The organism is Streptomyces sp. CAI-85 (assembly GCF_013363615.1).
Lineage (GTDB): Bacteria > Actinomycetota > Actinomycetes > Streptomycetales > Streptomycetaceae > Streptomyces > Streptomyces antibioticus_B.
On record NZ_JAANNX010000001.1, the window covers coordinates 654,615 to 680,854 of the forward strand.

The window sequence follows — 26,240 nt, forward strand, 5'->3', positions numbered from 1 at the left end:
GTCCGCATGACCACCGTGAACACCCAGATCCTCACCATGCGCGCCCTCACCCAGGACTCCCTCGGGGGACCCGAGGTCCTCACCCTCAGGGACGTCCCGCGGCCCGAACCCCGTACCAACCAGGTCCTCGTCCGCGTCCGCGCCGCCGGCCTCAACCCCACCGACTGGAAGCACCGCGCGACCGGCGGCCACCTGGGCGGCCCGCCGTTCGTCCTGGGCTGGGACCTCTCCGGCACCGTCGAGTCCGTCGGCATCGGCGTGGCCGAGTTCGCGCCCGGCGACGAGGTGTTCGGCATGCTGCCGTACCCGTACGGCCACGGCTCGCACGCCGAGTACGCCGTCGCCCCGGCCCGCGCCCTGTGGCACAAGCCGGCCGCCCTGGACCACGTACAGGCGGCCGCGCTGCCGCTGGTCTCGCTGACCGCCTGGCAGACCCTCACGGAGACCGCCGGACTCGAACCGGGACAGCGGATCCTGATCCACGCCGCCGCCGGCGGGGTCGGCCATGTGGCCGTGCAGATCGCCAAGGAGCGCGGCGCGTACGTCATCGGCACCGCGAGCGCCGGCAAGCACGGCTTCCTGCGCGAGCTGGGCGCCGACGAGGTGATCGACTACCGGGAGACCGACGTCACCGAGGCGGTCGAGGACGTCGACGTCGTCCTGGACACCCTCGGCGGCGACACGTCCGTGCGCTCGCTGCGGGTGCTGCGCAAGGGCGGGATCGTGGTGTCGATCCTGCCGGTCGGCACCCGCGAGTTCTACGACGAGGCCGAGCGGCTCGGCGTCCGGGCGGCCCGGACGGTGGTCGACGCCGACCGGTCCGGCATGCGCACGATCGCCGCGCTCGCCGAGGCGGGAACGCTGCGCGCCACCATCGCGGGCACCTTCCCGCTGGCGGACGCCGCCGAGGCGCACCGGCTCGGCGACACCGGCCGCACCACCGGGAAGCTGGTCCTGACGATGGACTGACCCCGGCCCGATCCGACCGCCTCCCCCCCTTCGCTCACGGCGTGAAAGAAAGGCGCAAACTGGTCGGCGACACGGCCTCATTTCGAAGACATATGTCAATCGAACATGCTGGAATTCACTCCACCGGGGGTACCTTGCTGGAGCGGGGAACTGCTGTGCACACCCCCGCCGTTGGAGGCTCCCGACCGGTGGAGCGGGTTGGAGGCGATGTCGTCGTGCAGCAGGAACCCGCCACGGACGCTCCGCACCGCGACACCCCGCATCTACGGGTCCACCAGGACCGCGGGTACACGGTGCTGGAGTTCCGCGGCGAGATCGACATCGTCGCGGCGACAGAGATCACCGCGCGGCTCGACGACGCCACCAAGGGCCCGGCCCCGCGGGTCGTGATCGACCTGACCCGGATCGAGTTCTTCGACTGCTCCGGGCTGCGTCTGCTGTACCGGGCCCGCGGCCGGGTCCTGGACCGGGGCGGGCGGCTGCGTCTGGTCTGCACCCACCCGCTGACCCTGCGCATCCTGCGGACGACCGGTCTGTCCCGGCTGCTGCCGCCCCAGGCGTCGCTGGACGCGGCCCTGGGCAGACCCGGGGCCGCGTCCGGCACGTTATGACGGCGCCCCGAGGCGCCTACTCGACGATCCGGGTGACCTGACCGGCCCCGACCGTCCGCCCGCCCTCCCGGATGGCGAACTTCAGCCCCTCCTCCATCGCGATCGGCTGGATCAGCTCCACCGTCATGGTGGTGTTGTCGCCCGGCATGACCATCTCGGTGCCCTCGGGCAGGGTCACCACCCCCGTCACATCGGTGGTGCGGAAGTAGAACTGCGGACGGTAGTTCTGGAAGAAGGGCGTGTGCCGGCCGCCCTCGTCCTTGGACAGGATGTACGCCCGTGCCTCGAACCGGGTGTGCGGGGTGACCGAGCCCGGCTTGATCACCACCTGCCCGCGCTCCACCTCCTCCCGCTTGATCCCGCGCAGCAGCAGTCCGACGTTCTCCCCGGCCCGCCCCTCGTCGAGCAGCTTGCGGAACATCTCGACGCCGGTGACCGTGGTCCGGGTCGCGCGCTCACGGATGCCGACGATCTCGACCTCGCTGTGCACCCGGAGCGTGCCGCGCTCGATCCGGCCGGTGACGACCGTGCCGCGTCCGGTGATGGTGAAGACGTCCTCGATCGGCATCAGGAACGGCCGGTCCACGTCCCGCTGCGGCTCGGGCACCGCACGGTCGACGGCGTCCAGCAGCTCCAGCACCGACCGCGTCCACCGCGGGTCGCCCTCCAGGGCGCGCAGCGCGGAGACCCGTACGACCGGGACGTCGTCGCCCGGGAAGTCGTACTCGAAGAGCAGCTCGCGCACCTCCAGTTCGACCAGTTCCAGGATCTCCTCGTCGTCGACCATGTCGGTCTTGTTGAGCGCGACGACGATGTACGGCACCCCGACCTGGCGGGCCAGCAGGACGTGCTCCTTGGTCTGCGGCATCGGCCCGTCGGTGCCGGCGACGACGAGGATCGCGCCGTCCATCTGGGCCGCGCCGGTGATCATGTTCTTGATGTAGTCGGCGTGGCCGGGGCAGTCGACGTGCGCGTAGTGCCGGCGTTCCGTCTGGTACTCCACATGGGCGATGGAGATGGTGATGCCGCGCTGCCGTTCCTCGGGCGCCTTGTCGATCTGGTCGAACGGGGTGAAGGGGTTGAGGTCCGGATACTTGTCGTGCAGCACCTTGGTGATGGCTGCCGTGAGGGTCGTCTTGCCGTGGTCGATGTGCCCGATGGTGCCGATGTTGACGTGTGGTTTGGTCCGCTCGAACTTCGCCTTCGCCACTGCGAGCCCTCCCTGGTCCCCTGGGTGACGACGTGCGCGCTGCCGCTCCTTCCTGTCTATTCGCTGCGCGTCGCGTCGAACAGGGCGCTGACGGACTCGCCGTTGTGGATCCGGCGCACGGCCTCCGCGAGGGCCGGGGCGATGGACAGGATCCGCAGTTTGTCGGTGTGCTCCTCGACCGGTACCGGCACGGTGTTGGTGCACACGATCTCCAGCACGTCCGGCTGCTCGCTGAGCCGTTTGAGGGCGCCGCTCGCGAACAGCCCGTGCGTGCACGCCACTCGGATCGGTCCGGCCCCCGACTCCCGCAGCCGGGCGAGGAGTTCGATGACCGTGCTGCCCTTGGCTATCTCGTCGTCCAGGACGATCACGTCCCGTCCGGCGACCTCGCCGATCACGGCGCTGATGGTGACCCGGTCGTCGGCGAAACGCTGTTTGGCGCCGGCCGCGACCTGGGCGCCGATCATCCGGGCGAAGGCGGCGGCCTCCTTGGCGTTGCCGAGGTCGGGCGAGACGACGGTGGTGCGGCTGAGGTCGTAGCGGCGGAAGTGGGCGGCCAGCTCGCGGCGGGCGTGCAGATGGTCGACCGGCACCGAGAAGAAGCCGTGCACCTGCGGAGAGTGCAGGGTCATGGTCAGGACGCGGTGCACCCCGGCCGCCGCCAGCAGATCGGCGACCAGGCGTCCGCCGAGGGAGATCCGGGGCGCGTCCTTCTTGTCGGAGCGGGCGTAGGAGTAGTGCGGCATGACGACCGTGATCCGGCCCGCCGAGGCCCCGCGGGCCGCGTCGCACATCATCAGCAGTTCGACGAGGTGTTCCTGCACCGGCCGGACCAGGGGCTGCACCAGGAAGACGTCCCGTTCCCGGCAGTTGGCCTGGAGCTGCACCTCCAGACAGTCGTTGGCGAACCGGCTGACGCGCGTGGGGCTCAGGGGCACACCGAGATGGGCACAGACCTCGGCGGCCAGCTCGGGGTGGGCACTGCCGCTGAACACGGAGATGTCTCGCACGATCGGCTCCTCGCTGACCATGTCCGGCTGGAGACGGGATCTCCCATGCTACGGACCACCCGCGGACCGCCCCACCCGAAGCCGGTGCGGTCGAATCGGCCGATCGGGTGATACGGCCGATGCCGTACGGCTGTCACAGGTTCTCAACAAGCCGGTCTGGTACCGGGGATCGGTGGGAATCCGCTTCCTAGGAAGGAGGGCCGTCACCATGACGACTCCCACAACGACTCCCAGCAAGAGCCGTCCCGCCCGTCTGCCCGCGCGCCTGCCCGGCTGGGCCAAGGTGCTCACCGCGGTCGTGGTCGTGCTCGTCGTGATGTTCGCCGGGATCAGGCTCAGCCTGCTGCCCGGCCTGCGCGACTTCTTCGGCACGGAGACGCATGACCGTTCGGGCCCCGCGCTGCTCAAGTCCATCCAGGACATGAGCCGTTACGACGCCGCGTCCGGCAACTTCCAGGTCGTCGTGGACCTGGAGAAGGACGCCAAGTACCTGCCCGACGCACTGCGCGGCACCCGCACCCTCTATGTCGGCGCGGGCACCGTGGACGCCTATGTGGACCTCGGCAAGGTCGGCGAGGGCGACGTGAAGGTCGATGAGGACCGCACGACGGCCACGCTGCACCTGCCGCACGCCCGCCTCGGCACCCCCGCCCTGGACCCCGACCGCTCCTACGCGGTCTCCAAGCAGCGCGGCCTCTTCGACCGTATCGGCGATCTGTTCTCGGACAACCCGAACGGCGAACAGGCCGTGCAGAAACTCGCCGTGGCGCACATCGGGGACGCGGCGAAGGAGAGCGAGCTGACCGCCCGCGCCGAGACCAACACCACCGACATGCTGGAGGGGTTGCTGCACTCCCTCGGCTTCACGAAGGTCACGGTGTCGTACGGCACCTAGGACCCGCATCGCCCGGCGGAACGCGGGTATCCGGGCACCGACGCGGGCCGGACGAGGACTGGAGGACGATCGCATGGCCAGGGAAGCGGCAAGTCCACGCACCACCGGACCGGACACCACCGGTCCTCGTACGGAGGCGCCGCTCCCGCTCCCCCTGCGGCTGCTGGCGATGCTCTTCGCGTTCGCCTTCATGGTGGGGTTCGCGGTCGTCCTGGCCCGGCTCACCCTGGAGCCGTCGCCCGCCTCCGAGGCGCTGGTGCACTCCAACCTGCGGCCGGGCGACTCGCTGCGCGCCTACGTCGAGCGGTACACGGTGCGCGACGCGGTCAAGCAGCTCGGCGGGAACGTGCTCCTCGGGGTGCCGTTCGGCATCCTGGTGCCGGTCGTCGCACCCCGGGCGCGCGGCCTGCTGAGCGTGCTGCTGCTGACCGCGTCGGTGATGCTCCTCGTGGAGTTCGCCCAGGGCGCGCTGGTCACCGGGCGCGCCTTCGACATCGACGACGTCATCCTCAACACGGCGGGCGCGCTGCTCGGTTGGCTGCTGCTCGGCCGCCGGGTCGGCCGCGCGGTGCACGCCCGCAGGCCGCGCCGGGCGGCCGGGAACAAGCGGGCCTAGCGGGGCTTCCAGGTGTAGCGGTCGCCGCCCACCCAGCGCACGACGTCCGGATCGTCGAGGTCGTGGACGGTGATGCCGAACGCGGCGGCCGTCTCCAGGACGTCGGTGACGGCCGTCGCCGCACCGACCACTTCACCGTCGATCTCCACGATCCGGAACGGCGGCGTGCCCGGCTGCACCCCGAGCACCATGATCCGTGGATTGGAGATGTGAGGGCTCGCGACTTCGGTCATGTATTAGAGGGTAAAGCGGAATCACGGAATCTTCCGGGGCGGACCATGGCATTCCGTGACATGCGGGCCGGACCGACCTGGGGAACCCTGGAGCCAGAAGGGTGGAGCCAGGAGGTGGAGCCAGGAGATGGCGATGGACCCCGTCGAGGCCCTGGACCGGATCGCCTTCCTTCTCGAACGGTCCCTGGCGCCGACGTACCGCGTACGGGCCTTCCGTACGGCGTCCAGGGTGCTGTCGGCGCTGCCCGACGGCGAGATCGGCGACCGGGCGGCGGCCGGGACGCTGGAGTCGCTCAAGGGGGTCGGCCCGAAGACCGCGCAGGTGGTGCGGGAGGCGCTGGCCGGAGAGGTGCCGTCCTATCTCGGCAAGCTGGAGGCGGAGGAGGGGCGTCCGCTCACGGAGGACGGGGCCGGCGAGGGGCTGCGGGCGCTGCTGCGCGGGGACTGCCATCTGCACTCCGACTGGTCGGACGGCGGCAGCCCGATCGACGAGATGGGCCGCGCCGCGGCCGCCCTCGGCCACGAGTGGGCCGTACTGACCGACCACTCCCCCCGGCTGACGGTGGCCCGCGGACTCTCCCCGGAACGGCTGCGCCGCCAACTGGACGTGATCGAGGAGCTGAACGCGACCTGGGCGCCGTTCCGGCTGCTCACCGGCATCGAGTGCGACATCCTCGACGACGGCTCCCTCGACCAGGAGCCGGAACTGCTGGAGCGGCTCGACGTGGTCGTCGTCTCCGTCCACTCCAAGCTGCGGATGGACGCCCCCGCGATGACCCGGCGCATGGTGAACGCCGTCCGCGATCCGCACGCGGACATCCTCGGCCACTGCACCGGACGGCTGGTGGGCGGGCGGGGGCGGCCGGAGTCGCGGTTCGACGCGGACGCGGTGTTCGCGGCCTGCGCCGAGGCCGGTACGGCGGTGGAGATCAACAGCCGGCCCGAACGGCTCGACCCGCCGCGCCGGCTGCTGCGCGAGGCCGTCGACGCGGGCGTCCTGTTCTCGGTGGACACCGACGCGCACGCGCCCGGCCAACTGGACTGGCAGATCCTCGGCTGCGCGCGGGCCGAGGAGTGCGAGGTGCCCGCGGAACGGGTGGTGACGACCTGGCCGGTGGAACGGCTCCTGGAGTGGTCCCGCGCGTGACGCCGCTCAGCCGGGCGGTTCGTCCGGCACGGGCTGGTCGGGGTGAACGCCGGACGCGTGCGGCGCGCCACGCCGCCCGGTGCCCGCCTCGTCGGTGTCGGGGGTGTCCGGGCCGGCCGCATCAGGCTCCGCGTCGGCGTCCGGTTCCGTCGGGTCGGACTCGTCGATGTCCCACGGGTCGTCGCCCGCCCCGGCCTGCTGATCCGGCAGATCACGCGGCACCGGCGCCCCCTGCTCGCCGGGCCCCTCGTCGCGATGGTCGGTCACGACCCGCTCCTTCCCGCTGCTACTGAGACGAAGCGAGTACCACCCCCGCACGGGGCGAAACGTCAGTGCGGCCCGCGGCGCACCGGGCAGCACCGGGCCCGAGCCGGCCGGCTCCACGGTGACCTCCTCGGCCGGGTGACGCAGGCCGTCCGCGCACCTCCCCCGCGACCCGCGAAACGTCAGTGCGGCCGGCGACAGAACCGCCGCATCCGCGGTGACCGCATCGGAGCCCGGCCGGCCCGGCGACACGGTGACCTTCCCGGCGGGGTCACGCACACGCCTACGCGCACCTCCCCGCGACCGGCCCCCACCTCAGTGCGGCGCCCGTTCCTCCAGCGCCGTGCGCCAGGCCGGCTCCGGGCCCGCCGGGAGGGGTTCGGGGCGGCGGCCGCCTCGGGTGAAGAAGTCGGCCAGCGGGAGGATCGCCGCGCCGACGGTGACCGCGTCGGGGCCCAGGCGGCCCAGTTCCACGGTGACCTTCTCCGCCGGGTGGCGCAGGGCGTAGGCGGTGGCGTGGCGGCGTACGGCGGACAGGAAGCGCACGCCGAGTTCCAGGCCAGCCCAGCCGCCGATGAGGATGCGCTCGGGCTGGAAGAGGTTGATCAGGTCGGAGAGGCCCGCGCCGAGGTACTCGGCCGTCTCGTCCAGGAGCGTGAGCGCCACCGCGTCCGGCTCGCCGCCGTCGGCCGGGTGGGCGGCGGCGAGCATCGCGCTGAGCGCGGTCTCCTCGTCGGTGCCCCGGGGCGGGCGTCCGCCCTCCTCCCGCCAGCGGTCGAGAAGCGCCTCCGCGCCCGCGTACGCCTCCAGGCAGCCGAGCGAGCCGCAGCGGCAGCGCCGCCCGCGCACCCGTACCGTCAGATGCCCCCATTCGACGGCCCGCCCCTGCTCCACGTCCGGGGTGACGATGCTCGCGCCGACACCGGAGCCGAAGAGGACGACGACGGCGTTACGGGCGCCGCGGCCGCCGCCGAACCACATCTCGGCCTGGCCGAGGGTCTTGGCGCCGTTGTCGATGAAGTACGGCACGGTGGCGGGCAGCGGGGAGTTCTCGCGCAGCAGGGCCTCCAGCGGGACCGCGTCCCAGCCGATGGTCTGGCCGTGCACGACGGCGCCCCGGTCGGGCGTGTGCTCGATGATGCCGGGGACGCCGATCCCGACGCCCAGCAGCCGCTCGGGGGGGATGTCCGCGGCCGCCAGGACCTCGGCGACGCCCTCGCGGATGTGGCCGACGATGCCTTCGACCTCGTACCGCCGCTGCTCCAACGGCTTTTCCACGCGGGCGAGTTCGGTGAGGGTGAGGTCGAACAGCTCGATCCGCACCCGGGTCTCGCCGACGTCCACGCCGATCATGTGGCCGCTGCCCGGTGCGACCCGGAGCAGGATCCTGGGGCGGCCGCCGTCGGAGTCGACGCTGCCGGCCTCCTCCACCAGCCCGTCGGCGACCAGATCGGCGACGACATTGCTGATCGACCCCGAGCTGAGCCCGGTGGCCGGCCCCAGCTCGAACCGGCTGAGGGGTCCGTCGAAGTAGAGCCGTTGCAGTACGGCCGTACGGTTGGCCCGCCTGAGATCGCGTACCGTGCGCCCGTTCCGCCCCGTCATGTCGCTCCCTTCGCACCCTGCCCGACCTGCAACATACCGCTGCGGGCGGGCTCGGCGCGAGATTCCTCCAACCCTTAGTTCACGATGTGAGCTAAGCGACCCCGGGCGACCCGGCGCGAGGACCCCGGGGGTGCGGCCCCGGTACAGCGTACGGAAGACGTCCGGCGCATCCGGGGCGTTCCACGAACATCGCCCGCCGCGGGCGGACTTGGCGATCAGAGCGGCGCCCGGCCGGGAGCGCGAAATTCACTGGCCGACCCGGCCTGCGGCTACCTACCCTAGGTGAAAACCTAGAGGCTCTAGGTACATCGTGAACCGTGAACGGAGACCGACATGAAGCCCCTCACCGAGCAGGACATCCGCAGCTCCTTCGTCAACTGCTCCAAGGGCGAGGCCAAGCGGCTGCCGGTCCCCCGTGATCTGGACGACCGGCCCTGGGACGACCTGGACTTCCTCGGCTGGCGCGATCCGGGCGCGCCCGACCGCGGCTACCTGGTGACCGAGCGGGAGGACCGGCTCGTGGGCGTGACGCTGCGGTTGCCGCCCTCGCGGCACGGCTCCCCGCACCGCAGCATGTGCTCGCTGTGTCTGACCGTCCACCCCGGCGGCGGGGTCTCCCTGATGACCGCCCGCAAGACCGGCGCGGCGGGCCGCGAGGGCAACTCCGTCGGTCTGTACATGTGCGCCGATCTCGCCTGCTCCCTCTACGTGCGCGGGGTGAAGGTCCCGGACCGGGGCGGCCGCTTCGAGGAGAGCCTCACCCGGGCGGAGCAGATCGCGCGCACGACGGGCAACCTGGCCGCGTTCCTGGACACGCTGTACGCATGATGCTTCAGGAGAAACGTTCGAGCACCGTGGGGAGGGGGAACGGAACTGGGGATGCGAGATGTACGTGAGCGGGCGGCACGGATCGTTCGGCGCCGTAGGGAACCCGTGGTCGTCCAGGCCGTGCGGTCCACCGCCGCGGCGACGGTCGCCTATGTGGTGGCGCTCTATCTGAGCACCGAACCGGCGCCGCTCACCGCGCCCCTGACCGCGCTCCTGGTCGTCCAGGTCACCCTGTACGCCACCCTCACCAACAGCATCCGCCGGGTGAACGCGGTGGTGGCCGGCGTGCTGGTCGCCATCGCCTTCAGTCTGCTGGTGGGTCTGACCTGGTGGAGCCTGGCGCTGCTGATCATGGCGTCGCTGGCCGTGGGCCATCTGGTGCGGGTCGACGAGTACGTGCCCGAGGTGGCGATCAGCGCCATGCTGGTGCTCGGCGTGACCTCGGTCGGGGACACCGCCTGGGCGCGGGTCCTGGAGACCCTGATCGGGGCCGTCGTCGGGCTGAGCTGCAATCTGCTGCTGCCACCACCCGTGTGGGTGGAGGCGGCGGGCGAGTCGATCGAGGGGCTGGCCCGCCGGGTCCGGCTGCTGATGCTGCACGTCGGGGAGCAGGCCGCCGGACGCCCCGCGTTCGAGCAGGCGGCCGCCCGACTGCACGAGGCGCGCCGCCTCGACCACGACATCGTGGAGGTGGACACGGCGCTGCGGCAGGCCGAGGACAGTCTGCGGCTCAACCCGCGGGTCCGTGAGGGGCTGCTGCACCGGGTGGTGCTGCGCACCGGTCTGGACACGCTGGAGATCTGCACGGTCGTGCTGCGGGTGCTGACCCGCACCCTCACCGACCTCGCCAAGGAGCGCGAACCCGAGCCGCTGTTCGCGCCCGCGATCGGCGAGGCGCTGGAGCAGTTGCTGTCGGAGATCGCGGACGCCGTGGTCAGCTTCGCGGTGCTGGTCACCACCCAGGTCAGCCTGAACGCGGACGCCGCCGAGGCCCGGCTCACCGCGGAGCTGCGCCAGGCCGCCACCACCCGCGACAAGCTGGCCCAGCTCCTCATGGAGCGGGTCCAGCACGACGTCCGTGAGTGGCAGCTCCACGGCGCGGTGCTCGCGGAGGTCAACCGCATGATCGACGAGCTGGACACCGAGCACCGCACCCGCCGTCTGCTGGAGGAACTGGACCGGGTCTCCAGCGAGCAGCGCGAGCGGATGCCGACCCTGTACCGGATGCGCGAACGCGTCACGCTCCCCGGCCCCTTCCGCCGCCGGAACCGGTAAGGACCTGGCGGGGGCGTTTCGCGGGGGCGTTCGTGGCGGCGCTTTTGCGTTCCGCGGCAGGAGCACGACAAGGTGGCTGTCACGGGCGGGACGCGGGACGACCTGAGGTGCGTGCGCAGATGGGCGGGCAGATGGGCAGCGGGACGGACGAGGCGGGCGGCGGCTGGAGCAGGCGGCGGCTGGTGGGCTTGCTCGGCGGTGCGGCCGCGTCGGCGGCGCTGGCCGGGTGCGCCGAGGACGCCGGAAGCCGTGGGTCCGGAAGCGGCGGCTCCGGCGGCGGCTCGGAAAGCGGTGCCGGGAGTGCCGTACCCGAGGCGCGGGAGACGGCCGGGTCGGCCGCGCCCGGGTCCGGGTCCTCCGCGTCCCCTTCCGGCCCGCGCCCTCTCTACCTCGGCACCTACACCTCGGCCGAGGGCGGCGGGCGCGGCATCGGGGTCGCGTCCTACGACCCGGTGTCGGGGCGGATCACCGGCGGCGGGACGATCACGGGGGTGCCGGACCCGTCGTATCTCGCGGTGCACCCGGACGGCGGCACGCTGTACGCGGCGAACGAGCGGGCGCGGGGCGCGGTGACCGCCGTACGGCTCTCGGACCGCACGGTGCTGGGCAGCCGGGCGACCGGCGGGGCCCACACCTGTCATGTGTCCGTGCATCCGGGCGGGCGCTGGCTGCTGAGCGCCGACTACGGTTCGGGGACGGTGGCCGTGCATCCGATCGACGCCTCGGGGGCGCTGGGCGAGCGCACCGACCAGGTCACGCACCGGCGTCCCGCACCCGGTCCGGGGCAGCAGGGGCCGCACGCGCACCAGATCGTCACCGCGCCGGACGGCGGCCATGTACTCGCCGTCGACCTGGGCACGGACACGGTCTACAGCTACCGGCTCGACGAGCGGAACGGCACCCTCACCGAGGTCGCGCGGGCGGGGACCCGGGCGGGCGCGGGGCCGCGCCATCTGGCCTTCCATCCCGGGGGCCGGTACGCGTATCTCGCGAACGAGTCGGACGACACCGTCGCGGTGTGCGGCTACGACGCCGCCACCGGCCGTCTCACGATCGGCGCACCGCAGTCCACGGGCGCGAAGGCCGCGACCAACTATCCGGCGCAGTTCGCGGTCACCCCGGACGGGGCGCACGCGTTCCTGGCGAACCGGGGCGACGACACGCTCGCCCGGTACGCGGTGGAGGCCGACGGGGCGCGGCTGCGGCTGGCCGGCACGGTGCCGGTGGCCGGGGACTTCCCGCGGCAGATCGCGCTCTCCCCGGACGGCGGTCTGCTGTTCGCCGCGAACCAGCGCTCGGGCACGGTCGGTGTGTTCCGGGTGGACGCGGCGAGCGGTGAACTGCGGCTCACGGGCGAGCCGTTCGCGTCACCCGTCGCCGTCTGTGCGGTGCCGCTGTAGGGCGCGCGGGCAGGCGGCCGCGCTCGCCTGGGTGAGCAGGACGTGCATGCGCTCGGTGAGCTGGCCGACGTCGTCGGCGGGCGCGTGGAAGGGCAGGCGTACGTCGCCGTGGGCGCGGGCGCGTTCGATGCGCAGCGTCAGTCCGTGCCGGTCGACGGCGAGCGGCTGGACGCGGACCGCGCCGTGCAGGCTGTCGCGCTGGACGAGCCGGGTGAGCCGCTCGACGGCGTCGGGGTGGGAGTCGGCAAGATGGGTGAGGAGCTGGGCCTCGGCGGTGGCGAGCGGGTCGGGGGTGGCGTCCGCGAACTCGTCGAGGGAGACGACCACGGCACCGGTCGGCTGTTTCAGCACGACACGGGTGGCGTGGAAGGCGAGGTGGCCGTCCTCGGGGGTGAACCAGCCGGCCAGCCAGAGCCGGGCGCGGATACGGTTGCGGACGGGGACGGGTGCGACGTCGGCGAACTCCAGCACGGCGGACGGCTCCCCGCGGGGCGCGCAGATCGCGGCCGTGAGCAGCGAGCTGTCCTCGGGGACGTGCAGGATGACCCTGCCGTCCTCGTCGACCGTGTGCGCGCCGACGAACTCCTCGCGGCCGCCGTCCGCGGTCACCGCGCAGGACCACGAGGCGGCCAGCACCGAGCGGGCCCGTTCGGCCGCGCCGGGCACGGCCGTCCAGCTAGGGCTGTCACCCATCCCAGAACCTCCTTAGGTAAGCCTTGCCTAACCTATCGGAGATCGCGTCCGGCGCCAACCGTCGTGATGAGGATTGAGCGGGTCTTCGGTCGGGCCTCGCGTCACGCGGACGGTGAGACGACCCCCAGCAGCGCCCGCGCGCACAGGTCGCGCACCTGCTCCCGGCTCAGATCCGAGCCGCGCAGCCACTCCAGGCAGACCGCCGTGGTGAACGCCAGCCAGCCGCGCACCGCGAGCCGGACCTCGGGCCGCCGGCCGAAGAGCGGGCCGAACTCGGGGTCGGCGGCGAGGGCCGCGAGGATCTGCCGCTCCTGGGCCGCGAGCGCCCGCCGGTAGACGCGGCGCACGCTCTGGTCGCCGGCCGCGTCCGCGCGGTGGAAGGCGCGGTAGCCGTGGGCGTGGGTCTCGACGTACGCGAGATAGGTGTCGAGGCCGGTGGCGAGCTGGTCGCGGACCGGGACGCCGGGGACCGCCGCCGTCATGCGCAGCATGCGCTCGCTCTCGCGCTCCACGACGGCCGCGAAGAAGTCCCGCTTGGTCGGGAAGTAGTGGTACAGCAGCCCGCGGGAGACCCCGGCGATCTCGGCGACCTGCTCGATCCAGACCTCGTCGTACGGACTCTCGGAGAACAACCGGGCGCCGACCGCGAGGAGTTGCTCCCTGCGTTCCCCCGTGCTGAGTCGGCGCCGGGGGCGCTCGGTGCGCTCCCCCTGGTTCGCGGCCATGCGCGCACTCTACTTGACGTCCACTTGACGCCGGTTCGGCGCCGGGACCACACTGAACGCGTTATTGAACTCGCGTACAACACGCTCAACCTGCCGCTGGATCAAGGGAGATCGCGTCATGGCGGACACGGCGACGAGGACCGGGGGCACAGCCGGGGACGCGTCCGGGGGCGCGTCGGGAGGCACTTCGGGAGGCGCTTCGGGGGGTCCGCTGCCCAAGGGGTTCCGCAGCGCCGAGCAGGGCTGGCCCGAGCTGAAGCGCATCCCGCATCCGCCGCGCCGGATCCCGCTGCTCGGCGATCTGCTCGGCGCGAGCCGGCACACCCCGCTCCAGGACACCCTGCGCTACGCCTGGCAGCTCGGGCCGATCTTCCGGCGCAAGGCGTTCCACCGGGAGTTCGTCTTCGTGTGGGGCCATTCGCTGGCCGCGGACCTGGCCGACGAGTCGCGGTTCGCCAAGCACGTCGGGCTCGGCATCGCCAATCTGCGGCCCGTCGTCGGGGACGCGCTGTTCACGGCGTACAACCACGAGCCCAACTGGCAGACGGCGCACGACGTCCTCGCGCCCGGGTTCAGCCGGGAGGCCATGGCGGCCTACCACCCGATGATGCTCGACGTGGCGGCGCGGCTCACCGGCCACTGGGACCGGGAGCTGGCGGCGGGGCGGACCGTCGACGTGCCCGGGGACATGACCAAGCTGACCCTGGAGACGATCGCCCGCACCGGCTTCGGGCACGACTTCGGCTCATTCGAACGCGACCGGCTCCATCCTTTCGTGACGGCGATGGTGGGCACGCTGACGTACGCGCAGCGCCTGAACAGCGTGCCGACCCCGGCGCTGCTGCGGCGCGCGGGGCGTCGCAACGACGCGGACATCGCGTATCTCCACAGCACGGTCGACGAGTTGGTGCGGGCACGCGCAGGAGGTGGGGGCGGCGGCGGGCAGGGCGATCTGCTCGACCGGATGCTCGACACCGTCCACCCCGGCACCGGGGAGCGGCTGTCCGCGGAGAACGTCCGCCGGCAGGTGATCACCTTCCTGGTGGCGGGCCACGAGACCACCTCGGGCGCCCTCTCCTTCGCGCTGCACTACCTCGCCCTGCACCCCGAGATCGCGGCCCGCGCCCGCGCCGAGGTGGACCGGGTCTGGGGCGACGCGGAGGTGCCCGGGTACGAGCAGGTGGCCAAGCTGCGTTATGTCCGCCGGGTGCTCGACGAGGCGCTGCGGCTGTGGCCGACGGCGCCCGCGTTCGCCCGGGAGGCCCGCGAGGACACGGTGCTCGCCGGGGAGCATCCGATGCGGCGGGGTGCGTGGGCGCTGGTGCTGACGTCGATGCTGCACCGCGACCCCGAGGTGTGGGGCCCTGACGCGGACCGCTTCGACCCGGACCGCTTCGAGGCACCGGCCGTCCGCGCGCGGGCGGCCCACACCTACAAGCCGTTCGGCACGGGTGCCCGGGCCTGCATCGGCCGCCAGTTCGCCCTCCACGAGGCCACCCTGGTCCTGGCCCTGCTCCTACGCCGCTACGACCTCCACCCCGACCCGACGTACCACCTGCGCGTCACGGAGCGCCTGACGTTGATGCCGGAGGGCCTGCGCCTCGGCCTGAGCCACCGCACGACACGGAGGGCGACGGCGGGTGTGACTGAACGGCACGAGGACCCGTCAGCTCCGGGCTGCCCAGTGCACAGGCCGGCTGACTGACCCCGGCAGCCGGGTGCCGCCGTTCCCCCGGGCGGCGTTGACCTGCGGCTGGGTCAGGAAGAACGCGCCGGTCAGATCGGCGTCGGTGAGATCGGCATCGCGCAGATCAGCGCCGATGAGATCCGCGCCGCGCAGATCGGCGCCGGAGAGATCGGCGGCGATGAGCAGGGCGCCACGCAGGCTCGCCCCGCGCAGGTCGGCGCCTTGGAGCCGGACGCCCATGAGGTCGGCGCCGCGCCGATCCTTCCCCCGGCCACCCCGGACGAGCTCGCTGGCACGCAGCAACAAGGCACTGACATCGGCATGATGGCCGGACACATCGAGCGCGACCAACTCCTCGGCCCCGAGCCGGACCAGCTCCTCCGTCCGCTCCAGAGCAAGACGCAGCTCACCGTGAACAGGCCGGGCGGCGGGCAGGTCGAGGGCCTCGCTCAGAGACCAGAGCAGCTCGTGCAGCCGCCGCACGACGGGAAACACGTCGAACATCAACCGGCCCCCGGGCCGCCCGCCGAAGGTCTCCTGCGACACCCGCTGCCCCGCCCCGAAGCAGTCGTAGACGGCACAACCGACGAACCCGGACTCCCGCAACCGCGTATGAATCCCACACCGGTGCCCCTCCCCCAGATTCGGACAGGGCGTCCCGGCCGGCTTGTCGAGCGCGAAGTCCGCGGACCGGGCAAAGGGCAGGGCAACACAACACAGCCCGAAGCAACGGCCACAGTCTCCTTGCAGCGCGCCTCGGTCGGATATCTGAGCGGACATCCCTCCAGCGTACTGAGCTGCGGGCGGGGGGATTTCACTTCGGATCAGTGCAGTTGCTCGATCGCACGGAGGATCAGGCGGCGTGCGTCGGCTCCGTAGACCGCCATGGCGCGCAACTCCTCGAAGGCTCTGAGGTATTGCTCGATCTCGGACGGCTGATTGATCCGTACTCGGGCGGACACCAGTTCCACGGAGACCAGCTTGTCGTCGTACATGTGGAAGGTCTCGCGCGGCCATTGGGCGCGCAGCGGTGAGGACGCGGGGATGATGCCGAGGGACACCGCCGGGAGAGCGCCCGCCGTGAGGAGGTAGCCGAGCTGCGCCGCCATCGCGTCGGCGTCGGCCATCTGGCAAGAGAGGACGGACTCCTCGATGAGCAGGACGAAGCGGCGACCGGGTTCGTGGATGACGCGGGACCGTTCGACGCGGGCGCGGGCCGCATCGGCGCTGTCGTCGACGGGCAGTTCGCGAAAGCGGGCGGCCGAGGCGAGGACACCGGCCGCGTAGCCCTCAGTTTGCAGGAGACCAGGGACCAGGGTCGATGAGTACACCCGGAAGAGCTGAGTCGTACGGAAGAGCTTGCCGGTGTTCTGCTGTAGCTCCGTCAGACCCCGGCGGATCTGGTGGCGCCACTCCCTGTACATCGACTCGGCGTTCACCGACTGCACGATGATGTCCTGCGCCTGGGCCTCGGCCCCGGTGGCCGCGCACCACTGGCGGATGTCCTTTGCCGTGGGGCCGGTGACCGCGTTCTCGATACGGGACGTCTTGGAGTGGTGCCAGTCGCACCGGTCGGCCAGCTCTACGATCGTCAGTCCCGCCTCCCTGCGGAGGTCGCGCAGCCGTCCCGCGACGGCCTCGCGTGCGGCCCGAGCTGAAGAGGATGCGGAGACTGGCATGAGCTGGCGTACTCCTGCTAGTGGATCTCGTACCGGTCGTGCGCGACGGCCTTGGCCCACACCTCGTCGAGCACGGTCGCGCACAGCTTCGGGGCAGCGGGATCGTCGGAGGCTTCCTTGCCGACTGAAGGAATGACGTGGTCGTCGAACAGCCAGAAGTCCTTGCCAGGCAGCGCAATGTCAGAAGCACGCCGACGAGGAAGCCACCGAACCTGTTCACCGGCCGCGGCGTTGGGGAAGGTGCCGTCGGAGAGGAACCGGGTGTAGTCGCTGCCGGGCTCGGACACGATGCAGGCCCGACGTACCGCGATCCCACGGCCCACGGTCCCCTTGGATGAGGCCCGGCCAGGGCCCACCAGGCCGCCCGGTCCGCCGGATCGTGGCGGATTCCCGCCCGCCGGTCGACGGCTTGGCCGTCCCGCATCTCCAGGTGGACGGTCGACCGCTCACAGCGAGCCATCAGCTCATTGAACGGTGGTGCGCTCGACGGCATCGCATGCCTCCCTGATCGTCGGTGCCATCCGTGCGGGGAAACGGATCACGGCCTCGTGCTCCGGGACGCCGACAGCATGGCCGGGTGCCTCGAACGCGGCGCATTCGGCTTCGAGTTCGGGGGCCGCCTTCCATCCCTTCAAGGGGATCTCGTGCTTCTCGTACTCGTCACCGGTGTTCGGATCGATCCCGATGAACTGTAGTGCCGCGGCTGTCTCCTCCCCCTGTGCTGTGCGGATTTCTGCAACAACGCCGCCTCGCAGAAACACCCTGTCGAGGGGGCGCTCTCGCGCCAACATGCCTTGGGAAAGACATGCCTTGCACAGATCTGCACATCCCTGGCCGTCCCTCACCGAGCGCTCCTAGCGTCATGCCGAGCAGCAGCAGTTACGTACAGCGGAGGCACGCTCATGAGCACGCACACCCACCAGAGATCCCTACCTGCCGTCGAGCACTGGCTGCTCTCGACCCTCGCCGATACCCGTGGGCGGGACGTCGCGCGTTGGCAGTGGCGGGAGTTGGGGGCCGCCATGTTGCCCCTGGGCGGGGTGTTCTCCGTCGTGCGGTTGCCCGCACGGCTGGTGCATGCCGTGGCGGGGAGCAGTGCCGCCGGTGATGTCGATGCGTTTCTTGATCAGGCGCTCGGCGGCGGGCCCGTCATCAGCGTGTTGCACGGCGGGGCACGGTACTACGCCCTCGTACCGGCTAGCGTGCCCCGGACCTGGCGGGACGCCGCCGAGGAGTGGCAGGCCGTCGAGGTCGACTGTCTCGGTCGAGGGGCCTATCTGGGCGTGCCGCCGCCGGCCCACGTGGAGTTTGACGCCGAGACCTGGGCGTCCTACTGGGCCGTGCCCGTCGCCGCCCCCGGCGAGTTGTGCTCGCCGCTCGCCGTCGCGCGGGTCATCGCCGCCGGCACGCATCTGACGGCGTGCGGTTAGCGCGGGAAAACCTCGAAGGCCACCGCCGGGCGGCCTCCGTAACGCTCCCCCACCGAACTGGCCACCCCGGTAAGGAAGTTGCGGGCGTACGTCTCGGGGTCCTCATCGGTCAACGCCTCGATGTAGGTGCGGTGTTCGAGGAGGGACGCGATCGCTCGGTCGAGGCCCGCCGTCGCGTCCACCGCGTGGGTGGGGGTCGTCGAACCCGCCACCGCGACCCAGCGGACGCCGTTCCAGGGTTCGAGGCCCTGGTCCGTCAGGTCGGGGAAGATCCAGCGGTTGCCCGCGTCGCCCGCCGCGTCGAGGGTGGCGCGGCCCACGGCGACATGGTCGGGGGTGTTCCAGGCGACGCCGCCCCAGGTGTCGCGGTGGTTGAGGGTGATCACGAGTTCCGGTCGGTGTCTGCGGATCGCCGCGGTGATGTCCCGGCGCAGGTCGGGGCCGTAGACGACGACACCGTCCGCGTGGTCGAGGAACTCCACCGTCGACACGCCGACCACCGCCGCACTCGCCCGCTGCTCCCGCTCGCGCAGCGCCCCGCACGCGGACGGCGGCACCGTGTCGATGCCCGCCTCGCCGCGGGTCGCCAGTACGTAGGCGACCTCGCGGCCGGCGTCGGTCCAGACGGCGACGGCCGCGGAGCAGCCGTACTCCAGGTCGTCCGGGTGGGCCACGACGGCCAGGGCCCGCCGCCAGTCCTCGGGCATGGGAGAGAGCTGGGGGTTCGTCGGCTCGGTCATGCCAGCAGGGTAGGCGTGGCGGGCGTCCGGCGCCCTCTCAGGCCTCGTCTCGGGTGAGGGACAGGAGGCGGTCCAGGACACGGGGGCCGCCCGCGCGGACGCCGTCGTGCTCGTACTCGTCGGTGACCCAGGTCCGCAGGCCCCGGATGGCGCGCGCCGTGCGCAGCGAGTGCGCGGTGTCGACGTACAGGTCGTCGTGGTAGACGGCGGCCGCGACCGGGACCTCGTTGGCGGCGAGGCGGGCCGGGTCGTAGAGCGGGGGCCAGTCGGTGCGGGCGGCGAGGAGTTCGGCGGTCTCGCGGAGCGGGCGCAGGGCGGGGTCGGTCTCGAACATCCAGGGGTGAATCGTTTCCCCAGTGAGGAGGAGAGGTCCGTCCCCGGTGAGGGTCTTCTCCGCGTCGAACTGCGGGAACTCGGCCCGTACCCGCTCCGCCGACCAGGCGGTGGGGCGGGCGTCCTGGCCGTAGATCGCCTCGTGGACGAGGGCGTACAGGGGGTGCCCTGCGTACGAGAGGAGGCCCTGGATCTCCTCCTGGAAGGCGTCGGACAGCTCCGGGCCGTGCGGAGTGGGGACGAAGGCGTCCTCCAGGAGGTGGTGCAGCCGGTGGCTGCCGTCGCCGCCGCCGAGCAGGATGCCGACGGTCTGGAACGCCTCGACGGTGAGCCGGTAGCCGTTGGGCAGCGTGACCTCGTGCCGGAGCAGATGGTCGGCGATCGCGCGGACCCGCTCGACGTCCTGCGGGTAGCGGGCGTAGTGCGCGGCGGTCTTGCGCTCCATGCGCGGGTAGGCGGCGCGGTAGACGTCGTCGGCGTGGGCGTCGAGGGAGGGCAGACCGCCGGTGATCAGGGCGGCGGCGAGGCCCTCGGGGGCGGTGGAGAGGTAGTGGACGGTGCAGAAGCCGCCGAAGCTCTGGCCGAGGACGGTCCAGGGGGCGCCGCCGGTGACCTCGCGGCGGATCAGCTCGCAGTCCCTGACGATCGAGTCGGCGCGAAAGTGCGTGAGGTAGTCGGCCTGCTCGGCGGGGCCGCCGCGCAGCGGGAGCGTCTGGCGGTTGGCGGGCGTGGAGTGGCCGGTGCCGCGCTGGTCCAGGAGGAGGACGCGGAACTCCTTCAGCGCGCGGCCGAGCCAGGCGGGCCTGCCGACGAACCGGTTGGCGCCGAAGCCGGGGCCGCCCTGGAGGTAGAGCAGCCAGGGCAGGTCCTGCCCCGCCTTGTCGCTGGCGACGACCTCACGGGCGTAGAGGCCGATCGTCTCCCCGGCCGGGTCGCTGTGGTCGAGGGGCACGGTGAACCGGCGGTCGGTGAGGACGACGCCGGGCTGGCGGTAGCTGAGAGACAACAGGGGGCTCCTGGGACGCTCGGGATGCGGGCCGCGTCCCAGTTCAGCACATGTCGGGGCGGCCGCGACGGCCGGGGGACCACGGCGGCCTACTGAACGGCGGATCAGCGTCCGGCACCGCCGGGGCCCCGCGTCACCGCGCCGCGAGGCTGGAGCGCCGCACCACCAGTTCCGGCTGGAGCACCACCCGGCGGTGCTCGTGCCGGCCCGCGCCGTCCTCCGTCTCCTCCAGCAGGAGTTCCGCGGCGAGGGCGCCCATGGTGACGGCGGGCTGGCGCACCGAGGTCAGCGGTACGGCCGCGGCGGCGGCGAACTCGATGTCGTCGTAGCCGACGATGGCCAGGTCGTCGGGGACGCCGACGCCGGCCGCGTACATCGCCTGGAGGACGCCGAGGGCGAGCAGGTCGTTGGCGCAGAACACGGCGGTGGGCCGGTCGGCGAGGCCGAGCAGCCGGGCGCCGGCGTCCCGGCCGGCCGCCACGTCGAGCCGCTCGGTGGGCAGCTCGCGCAGGCACTCGGGGCCGAGCCCGGCCTCGGCGAGCGCGTTCAGCGCGCCGGTACGGCGGTCGCGGACCTGGTTGAACCCGGGCGGGCCGCTGACGTAGGCGAGGGATCGGTGCCCGGCGTCGATCAGATGCCGGACGGCGAGCGCGCCGCCCGCCACGTCGTCCACGGACACCGAGCACTCGGTGGTGCCCTCGGCGACCCGGTCGACCAGCACGAACGGGATGCCGTGCCGCCGGAAGGAGTCGATGTTGCGGCCGGTGGCGTCGGCCGGGGTGAGGAGCACGCCGCGCACCCGCTGCTCGGCGAAGAGGGAGAGGTACTCGGCCTCCTCGCCGACGCTCTCGGCGCTGTTGCAGACCATCACACCGAGCCCCGCCTTCCGCGCGGCGCGCTCGGCGCCGCGGGCCACGTCCACGAAGAAGGGGTTGCCCATGTCGAGGACGAGCAGGCCCATGATCCGGGAGCGGCCGGCGCGCAGTTGGCGCGCGGACTCGCTGCGGACGTAGCCGAGCCGGTCGATCGCGGACAGCACCCGGGCGCGGGTCTCCGTGGCGACGGTGTCCGGGCGGTTGATGACGTTGGAGACCGTGCCGACGGAGACTCCGGCGGCACGGGCGACGTCCTTGATTCCCACCGACTGGGCCATCAGGCGGGGACCTCCAGGTGAGCGGGGTACGGCGGGACGGCCTTCACATTACCGTCACGCCGCCCGCGTGCCGTCGGCGTCATACGGGCAGCGCGAAGTCGACGACACGGAGTGCCGAGGGGGTCGTCCCGCTCGACTTCTCCTGGTACATGAACGACAGCGTGTTGTCGGCCCTGATCCTCGTCTCGTCGATCACGACCTCGCCGAAGGCGTTCAGTCCGCCGCCGTCGAAGAGGAGTGTCCAGTCGGTGTGACCGGACGCCTTGGAGGCGCCGGCGATCCGTCCGAAGGGGAGGACGGCGTACGCGTTGTCGTAGCGGTCCAGGACCAGCTTGGTGCGCTGGCTGGAGTTCAGGGGCACCGGGATTTCCGTCTTCTGCCAGGTGCCGGAGGCGTTCCTGCGGACGTGGAAGGCGCGGCCGTTCGCGGTGCGGTCGGTGACGTAGTGGGTGGTGCACTGGCCGAAGCGGCCCGGTACGTAGCTGATGATCGCGTGCGGCCGGCCGGCCGAGTCGGTGGCCTGGCTCTCCTGGTTCATCAGGGAGTGGTCGGGGTTGAGGGCGTCGACCACCAGGCCGGAGTCGGTGACGGCGACCTTGTCGGAGCCGCCGGTGGTGCCGACGACCGTGCCCGCTGCATTGCGCCAGGTGCGGCCGCGGTCGTCGGAGTACACATAGCCGGTGTCGTGGTTGGTGATGCCGCCGCCGTTGCACATCACGGCGCCGTTCTGCTCGCGCCAGGTGAAGAACGCGTGCAGCCGCCCGTTGACGTCGTAGTCGATGCCGTGCAGATACATGTTGCGGGCGGTGGACGAGCCGTGCTCGCTGCTGTAGGTGCCGGTGGAGGCGGACCATTCGCCGAGGGCGGTCCAGGCCGAACCGTCGTACTCCGCGAGGCCGTTGCGGCCGTTGCCGGACACCCCGGCCCGGTAGCTGAGCTGGAGCCGGCCCTCGGGGGTGGCGATGAACTGGGGGTAGGTGAACTGGCTGGTGAGGGTGAGGCCGTCGAGGGTGGACACGGGGGTGCCGAAGCGGGCGGCGGTCCAGCTCAGGCCGCTGGGGTTGTCCAGCAGCCCGGCGACGGACCTGACGTAGGTGAAGCCGTCGCTGTGGGAGTCCATGTTGAGGTGGAGGCGGCCGTCGATCGCCGAGACGCCCATGGAGATGACGTTGTGGGAGTCGTCGTAGCGCAGGGTGTGGCCGACGGCGACGGTCGACCAGGTGCCGGCGCCGAGGGTGCGGCGGCCGACGACGGCGTTGCGGTCGGCGGTGTACCAGGCGGCGTACTGGTGGCCCTTGTAGGTCAACAGGCCGTTCTTCTGGAAGGAGTTGTTGTTGACCAGGCCGTCGTAGGACACGAAGTACAGGGCCCGGGTGTCCAGGGTGGTGGTGCCGGTGCGGGTGACCGAGGGGCCGGGGTCGGCGGCGCGGGCGGTGCCGGTGCTGAGCACCGGGGTCACCACGGCACCGGCGAGGGCGGCGCCCAGCAGCGTGCGTCGGTTCATCACGGGGACTCCGTCGTCGGGGCGGGCACGGGGGTTCGAGGAAGGGTGTGCCGGGGGTCGTCAGGCGAGGTGGAACACCTCGGTGAGCGGTCTCATGGCGTCGTCGGGCCGGGCGCCGTCCAGTGACTCGAAGAACGGCGCCATCTCCGCCTGCCAGCGGGCGTTGACGTCGGTCGCTTCCATCCCGGCGCGGGCGGCCTCGAAGTCATCGGTCTCCAGATAGCCGACCAGCAGACCGTCCTCCCGCAGGAAGAGCGAGTAGTTGCGCCAGCCGGTGGCCTTCAGTGCTGCGAGCATCTCGGGCCACACGGCGGCGTGCCGCTCGCGGTACTCGTCGAGGCGGTCCGCCCTGACCTTGAGCAGGAAGCACACGCGTTGCATCAACGCCCCTTGTGACATCAGAAGTTGAACTGGTCGATGTTCTTCGCGTCGAACACGGTCGGCTTGCCGAGGCTGATCACGCCGTCCTCGCCGATGGTGTACGAGCCCATGTCGCCGGCGGTGAAGGTCTCGCCCTCCTTGCCGGTGATCTGGCCGGAGACCAGTGCGACGGAGGTACGGGCGGCCAGTTCGCCGAGCTTGGCGGGGTCCCACAGCTCGAACGCTTCGACGGTGCCGTTCTTGACGTAGGTGCGCATGTCGTTGGGGGTGCCGAGGCCGGTCAGCTTGACCTTGCCCTTGTACTTGGAGCCCGACAGGTACTGGGCGGCGGCCTTGATGCCGACGGTGGTCGGGGAGATGATCCCCTTCAGGTCCGGGTACTCCTGGAGCAGGCCCTGGGTCTGCTGGAAGGACTGCTGGGCGTCGTCGTTGCCGTACGCGACCTTGACCAGCTTGATGTCCTTGTACTTGGGGTCCTTGAGTTCGTCCTTCATGAACTCGATCCAGGTGTTCTGGTTGGTCGCGGTCTGCGCGGCGGACAGGATCGCGATCTCGCCCTTGTAGCCGATCTGTTCGGCGAGGAGTTGCACCTCGGTGCGGCCCAGGTCCTCGGCGGACGCCTGGGAGACGAAGGCGTTGCGGCACTCGGGCTTGGTGTCGGAGTCGTAGGTGACGACCTTGATGCCGCCGCTCATGGCCTGCTTGAGCGCGGTGCACAGGGCGCCCGGGTCCTGCGCGGACACGGCGATCGCGTCGACCTGCTGCTGGGTGAGTGTGTTGACGTAACTCACCTGTCCGGAGGTGTCGGTCGCGCTGGAGGGTCCCACCTCCTTGTAGCTGGAGCCCAGTTCCTTGAGCGCGGCCTCGCCGCCCTTGTCGGCGGAGGTGAAGTAGGGGTTGTTGACCTGCTTGGGCAGGAAGCCGACGGTCAGGCCCTTCTTCAGTGCGGCGTTCGGGTCGGCCTTGCCGGTGGCGGCCGCCGGGCCGCCCTCGCTCTTGACGTCCTCCTTGGTGGTGCCGCCGCAGGCGGTGGCGGCGAGCGCGAGCGAGGAGACGACGGCGAGGGCCGCACAGGCACGCCGAAGGGATGACTTGCGCATGGAAGATCCTTCTGGGAGAGGGGAGTTGGTGGTGCGGATGGGTGGGGGCCCGGGGTTCGCCTAGCCGGTGGAGCGGGCCGCGGCGCGGGCGACGGAGATCTGCCGGGCGACCCGGGGGCCGAGCACGGAGACGACGAGCAGCACACCGGTGACGACGATCTGGGACTGCGCGGAGACGCTGAGCAGACTCATCACGTTCTGGAGGGCGCCCAGCAGGAACACGCCCGCGATCGCGCCGCCGAGAGTGCCCTTGCCGCCGTCGAAGTCGATACCGCCGAGCAACACCGCGGCGACGACGGAGAGTTCGAGGCCGGTGGCGTTGTCGTAGCGGGCGCTGGCGTAGTGCAGCGCCCAGAAGATCCCGGTGAGCGAGGCCATCAGGCCCGTCACCGTGAACAGGATCAGCTTGTGCCGTCTGACGCGGATGCCGGCGAACCGGGCGGCCTCCTCGCCGGCGCCGATCGCGAAGAGCGAGCGGCCGAACGGGGTGGCGTGCAGGGCGACGACGGCGATCGCGAGCAGGACGAGGAAAGGCAGGAACGCCTGGGGCAGGAAGCTGTCGCCGACCCGTCCCGCGGCGAACTCCAGGTACTGCGTGGGGAAGTCGGTGACCGCGTCGGAGCCCAGCACGATCTGTGCGATGCCCCGGTAGGCGGCGAGGGTGCCGATGGTGACGGCGAGGGACGGCAGCCCGAGGCGGGTCACGAGCAGGCCGTTGACCAGTCCGCAGACCACGCCGAGCAGCAGACAGATGGGGATGATCGACTCGATGGTCATGCCCTGGTTCCACAGGGCGCCCATGACCGCGCCGGACAGTCCGGCGGTGGAGGCGACGGAGAGGTCGATCTCGCCGGAGACCACGAGGAGGGTCATCGGCAGCGCGATCAGCGCGATCGGCAGGGTGTTGCCGATCAGGAACGACAGGTTGAGGGCGTTGCCGAAGCCGTCCACGAAGGTGAAGGAGAACAGCAGCAGCACGATCAGGAGAGCGCCGACGACGGTGTCCCAGCGGATCACGCGGTGCACAAGGGATCCGGACTCAGGCACGGGCCTCCCCCTTCTTCTCTACGACGGGCTCAGCGGCGGGTTCTGCGGCGGACTCAACGGCAGGCCCAACGCCTGTCCGCGCCGAAGCCGGCCTCCTCTTGCGGGCGTTCAGGGCGTTCAGCGCGGCGGCCACCCGCAGCGCCACGATCCGGTCGACCGCGATCGCGAGCAGGAGCAGCACGCCGTTGATGGCGAGCACCCACACCGAGCTGACGCCCAGCGCGGGAAGGACGCTGTTGATCGAGGTGAGCAGCAGCGCGCCGAGGGCGGCGCCGTAGACGCTGCCGGAGCCGCCGGTGAAGACGACACCGCCGACCACCACCGCGCTGACGACGGTGAGTTCGTAGCCGGTGCCGGTCCCGGAGTCGACGTTGCCGAACCGGGCCAGGTACAGGACGCCGGCGAGTCCGGCGAGGCCGCCGCAGAAGGTGTAGGCGGCGAGGATCCGCTTGCGCACCGGGATACCGGCGAGGCGTGCGGCCTCGGGGTTGGATCCGAGGGCGTACAACTCGCGCCCGCTGCCGTAGTGCTTGAGGTAGTAGGCGGTGGCGACGAGGACGGCGAGGGCGATCAGTGCGAGGTAGGGCACGGCGGACAGGCCGCCGGAGCCGAAGTCGACGAATCCGGCGGGCAGATCGGCCGCGGTGATCTGCCGGGAGCCGACCCAGATGGAGTCGATGCCCCGGATGATGTAGAGCG

At 71.7% G+C, this 26,240-nt stretch carries 29 protein-coding genes; 10 read left to right on the forward strand and 19 right to left on the reverse strand.

Features of this window, described 5'->3' with window-relative positions; genetic code table 11:
• The first annotated feature begins 6 nt into the window (after positions 1 to 6).
• Both G6W55_RS02685 and G6W55_RS02690 read left to right on the forward strand, forming a co-directional pair.
• Complete coding sequence (locus G6W55_RS02685) at positions 7 to 969, forward strand: NADP-dependent oxidoreductase (protein ID WP_175519110.1); 963 nt, start codon at positions 7 to 9, stop codon at positions 967 to 969.
• A 215-nt stretch (positions 970 to 1,184) separates the two neighbouring features.
• Positions 1,185 to 1,580, forward strand: a complete 396-nt coding sequence (locus G6W55_RS02690; protein ID WP_309243610.1) for an anti-sigma factor antagonist — start codon at positions 1,185 to 1,187, stop codon at positions 1,578 to 1,580.
• Between the two features lie 16 nt (positions 1,581 to 1,596).
• On the opposite strand, the gene tuf is transcribed toward G6W55_RS02690, so the two are convergent.
• Both tuf and G6W55_RS02700 read right to left on the reverse strand, forming a co-directional pair.
• On the reverse strand, positions 1,597 to 2,790 hold the full coding sequence (gene tuf, locus G6W55_RS02695; protein ID WP_175519112.1) for an elongation factor Tu: 1,194 nt from the start codon (positions 2,788 to 2,790) through the stop codon (positions 1,597 to 1,599).
• Between the two features lie 56 nt (positions 2,791 to 2,846).
• Complete coding sequence (locus G6W55_RS02700; protein WP_175519113.1) at positions 2,847 to 3,800, reverse strand: ribose-phosphate pyrophosphokinase; 954 nt, start codon at positions 3,798 to 3,800, stop codon at positions 2,847 to 2,849.
• A gap of 208 nt (positions 3,801 to 4,008) precedes the next feature.
• Between G6W55_RS02700 and G6W55_RS02705 the strand changes: the two genes are divergently transcribed.
• Positions 4,009 to 4,695, forward strand: a complete 687-nt coding sequence (locus tag G6W55_RS02705) for a DUF4230 domain-containing protein (RefSeq protein WP_175519114.1) — start codon at positions 4,009 to 4,011, stop codon at positions 4,693 to 4,695.
• Between the two features lie 73 nt (positions 4,696 to 4,768).
• Positions 4,769 to 5,311 carry a VanZ family protein gene (locus G6W55_RS02710; protein ID WP_175519115.1) on the forward strand — a complete coding sequence of 181 codons (543 nt, stop codon included), beginning with the start codon at positions 4,769 to 4,771 and terminating at the stop codon, positions 5,309 to 5,311.
• Here G6W55_RS02710 and G6W55_RS02715 read toward each other — a convergent pair.
• The gene (locus G6W55_RS02715; RefSeq protein WP_030791829.1) at positions 5,308 to 5,544 is read right to left on the reverse strand and encodes a hypothetical protein; all 237 of its coding nucleotides are present in this window, start codon (positions 5,542 to 5,544) and stop codon (positions 5,308 to 5,310) included. The genes G6W55_RS02710 and G6W55_RS02715 overlap by 4 nt on opposite strands.
• A gap of 133 nt (positions 5,545 to 5,677) precedes the next feature.
• On the opposite strand from G6W55_RS02715, the gene G6W55_RS02720 reads away from it, so the two are divergent.
• Positions 5,678 to 6,691 (forward strand): PHP domain-containing protein, encoded by a 1,014-nt coding sequence (locus tag G6W55_RS02720; RefSeq protein WP_175519189.1) that lies wholly within the window; start codon positions 5,678 to 5,680, stop codon positions 6,689 to 6,691.
• Positions 6,692 to 6,697: 6 nt separating this feature from the next.
• Here G6W55_RS02720 and G6W55_RS02725 read toward each other — a convergent pair whose 3' ends face one another.
• Together G6W55_RS02725 and G6W55_RS02730 are read right to left on the reverse strand one after the other, a co-directional pair.
• Positions 6,698 to 6,958, reverse strand: a complete 261-nt coding sequence (locus G6W55_RS02725; protein WP_175519116.1) for a hypothetical protein — start codon at positions 6,956 to 6,958, stop codon at positions 6,698 to 6,700.
• A 312-nt stretch (positions 6,959 to 7,270) separates the two neighbouring features.
• Entirely contained in the window at positions 7,271 to 8,560 is a 1,290-nt protein-coding gene (locus G6W55_RS02730) for an ROK family transcriptional regulator (RefSeq protein ID WP_175519117.1), read from the reverse strand.
• Between the two features lie 333 nt (positions 8,561 to 8,893).
• Between G6W55_RS02730 and G6W55_RS02735 the strand changes: the two genes are divergently transcribed.
• From G6W55_RS02735 to G6W55_RS02745, 3 genes are all read left to right on the forward strand, one after another.
• Entirely contained in the window at positions 8,894 to 9,388 is a 495-nt protein-coding gene (locus G6W55_RS02735) for an FBP domain-containing protein (protein ID WP_175519118.1), read from the forward strand.
• Between the two features lie 51 nt (positions 9,389 to 9,439).
• The gene (locus tag G6W55_RS02740) at positions 9,440 to 10,663 is read left to right on the forward strand and encodes an aromatic acid exporter family protein (RefSeq protein ID WP_175519119.1); all 1,224 of its coding nucleotides are present in this window, start codon (positions 9,440 to 9,442) and stop codon (positions 10,661 to 10,663) included.
• 119 nt (positions 10,664 to 10,782) lie between these two features.
• Entirely contained in the window at positions 10,783 to 12,063 is a 1,281-nt protein-coding gene (locus G6W55_RS02745) for a lactonase family protein (protein WP_254876053.1), read from the forward strand.
• Here G6W55_RS02745 and G6W55_RS02750 read toward each other — a convergent pair.
• Together G6W55_RS02750 and G6W55_RS02755 are read right to left on the reverse strand one after the other, a co-directional pair.
• A complete protein-coding gene (locus G6W55_RS02750; protein ID WP_175519120.1) occupies positions 12,031 to 12,756 on the reverse strand; it encodes a DUF2470 domain-containing protein in 726 nt (241 codons plus the stop codon). The genes G6W55_RS02745 and G6W55_RS02750 overlap by 33 nt on opposite strands.
• Positions 12,757 to 12,857: 101 nt before the next feature.
• The gene (locus G6W55_RS02755; RefSeq protein WP_030791806.1) at positions 12,858 to 13,481 is read right to left on the reverse strand and encodes a TetR/AcrR family transcriptional regulator; all 624 of its coding nucleotides are present in this window, start codon (positions 13,479 to 13,481) and stop codon (positions 12,858 to 12,860) included.
• A 118-nt stretch (positions 13,482 to 13,599) separates the two neighbouring features.
• Between G6W55_RS02755 and G6W55_RS02760 the strand changes: the two genes are divergently transcribed.
• A complete protein-coding gene (locus G6W55_RS02760; protein WP_175519121.1) occupies positions 13,600 to 15,186 on the forward strand; it encodes a cytochrome P450 in 1,587 nt (528 codons plus the stop codon).
• Here G6W55_RS02760 and G6W55_RS02765 read toward each other — a convergent pair.
• From G6W55_RS02765 to G6W55_RS02780, 4 genes are all read right to left on the reverse strand, one after another.
• Positions 15,148 to 15,948, reverse strand: a complete 801-nt coding sequence (locus tag G6W55_RS02765) for a pentapeptide repeat-containing protein (protein WP_175519122.1) — start codon at positions 15,946 to 15,948, stop codon at positions 15,148 to 15,150. The genes G6W55_RS02760 and G6W55_RS02765 overlap by 39 nt on opposite strands.
• A 44-nt stretch (positions 15,949 to 15,992) precedes the next feature.
• A complete protein-coding gene (locus G6W55_RS02770) occupies positions 15,993 to 16,847 on the reverse strand; it encodes a Scr1 family TA system antitoxin-like transcriptional regulator (RefSeq protein WP_175519123.1) in 855 nt (284 codons plus the stop codon).
• A gap of 17 nt (positions 16,848 to 16,864) precedes the next feature.
• Positions 16,865 to 17,170 carry a DUF6879 family protein gene (locus G6W55_RS39510; RefSeq protein WP_375372417.1) on the reverse strand — a complete coding sequence of 102 codons (306 nt, stop codon included), beginning with the start codon at positions 17,168 to 17,170 and terminating at the stop codon, positions 16,865 to 16,867.
• Positions 17,171 to 17,311: 141 nt separating this feature from the next.
• Positions 17,312 to 17,578 carry a hypothetical protein gene (locus tag G6W55_RS02780; RefSeq protein WP_175519191.1) on the reverse strand — a complete coding sequence of 89 codons (267 nt, stop codon included), beginning with the start codon at positions 17,576 to 17,578 and terminating at the stop codon, positions 17,312 to 17,314.
• A 171-nt stretch (positions 17,579 to 17,749) separates the two neighbouring features.
• Here G6W55_RS02780 and G6W55_RS02785 point away from each other — a divergent pair, with 171 nt between their 5' ends.
• A complete protein-coding gene (locus G6W55_RS02785) occupies positions 17,750 to 18,277 on the forward strand; it encodes a hypothetical protein (RefSeq protein WP_175519124.1) in 528 nt (175 codons plus the stop codon).
• On the opposite strand, the gene G6W55_RS02790 is transcribed toward G6W55_RS02785, so the two are convergent.
• From G6W55_RS02790 to G6W55_RS02825, 8 genes are all read right to left on the reverse strand, one after another.
• On the reverse strand, positions 18,274 to 19,017 hold the full coding sequence (locus tag G6W55_RS02790) for a PIG-L deacetylase family protein (RefSeq protein WP_175519125.1): 744 nt from the start codon (positions 19,015 to 19,017) through the stop codon (positions 18,274 to 18,276). The genes G6W55_RS02785 and G6W55_RS02790 overlap by 4 nt on opposite strands.
• A 37-nt stretch (positions 19,018 to 19,054) precedes the next feature.
• Positions 19,055 to 20,356, reverse strand: a complete 1,302-nt coding sequence (locus G6W55_RS02795) for an alpha/beta fold hydrolase (RefSeq protein WP_175519126.1) — start codon at positions 20,354 to 20,356, stop codon at positions 19,055 to 19,057.
• A gap of 133 nt (positions 20,357 to 20,489) precedes the next feature.
• Complete coding sequence (locus tag G6W55_RS02800; protein WP_030791782.1) at positions 20,490 to 21,509, reverse strand: LacI family DNA-binding transcriptional regulator; 1,020 nt, start codon at positions 21,507 to 21,509, stop codon at positions 20,490 to 20,492.
• Positions 21,510 to 21,588: 79 nt separating this feature from the next.
• Positions 21,589 to 23,013, reverse strand: a complete 1,425-nt coding sequence (locus G6W55_RS02805; RefSeq protein ID WP_175519127.1) for a BNR repeat-containing protein — start codon at positions 23,011 to 23,013, stop codon at positions 21,589 to 21,591.
• Between the two features lie 60 nt (positions 23,014 to 23,073).
• Positions 23,074 to 23,394: an L-rhamnose mutarotase gene (locus tag G6W55_RS02810; protein ID WP_175519128.1), complete on the reverse strand. Its 321-nt coding sequence runs from the start codon at positions 23,392 to 23,394 to the stop codon at positions 23,074 to 23,076.
• 17 nt (positions 23,395 to 23,411) lie between these two features.
• Positions 23,412 to 24,494, reverse strand: a complete 1,083-nt coding sequence (gene rhaS / locus G6W55_RS02815; protein WP_175519129.1) for a rhamnose ABC transporter substrate-binding protein — start codon at positions 24,492 to 24,494, stop codon at positions 23,412 to 23,414.
• Between the two features lie 60 nt (positions 24,495 to 24,554).
• Positions 24,555 to 25,541, reverse strand: a complete 987-nt coding sequence (locus G6W55_RS02820) for an ABC transporter permease (protein ID WP_175519130.1) — start codon at positions 25,539 to 25,541, stop codon at positions 24,555 to 24,557.
• A partial coding sequence (locus tag G6W55_RS02825) for an ABC transporter permease (protein ID WP_254876054.1) occupies positions 25,534 to 26,240 on the reverse strand: 707 nt, incomplete at its 5' end. The genes G6W55_RS02820 and G6W55_RS02825, both read right to left, overlap by 8 nt.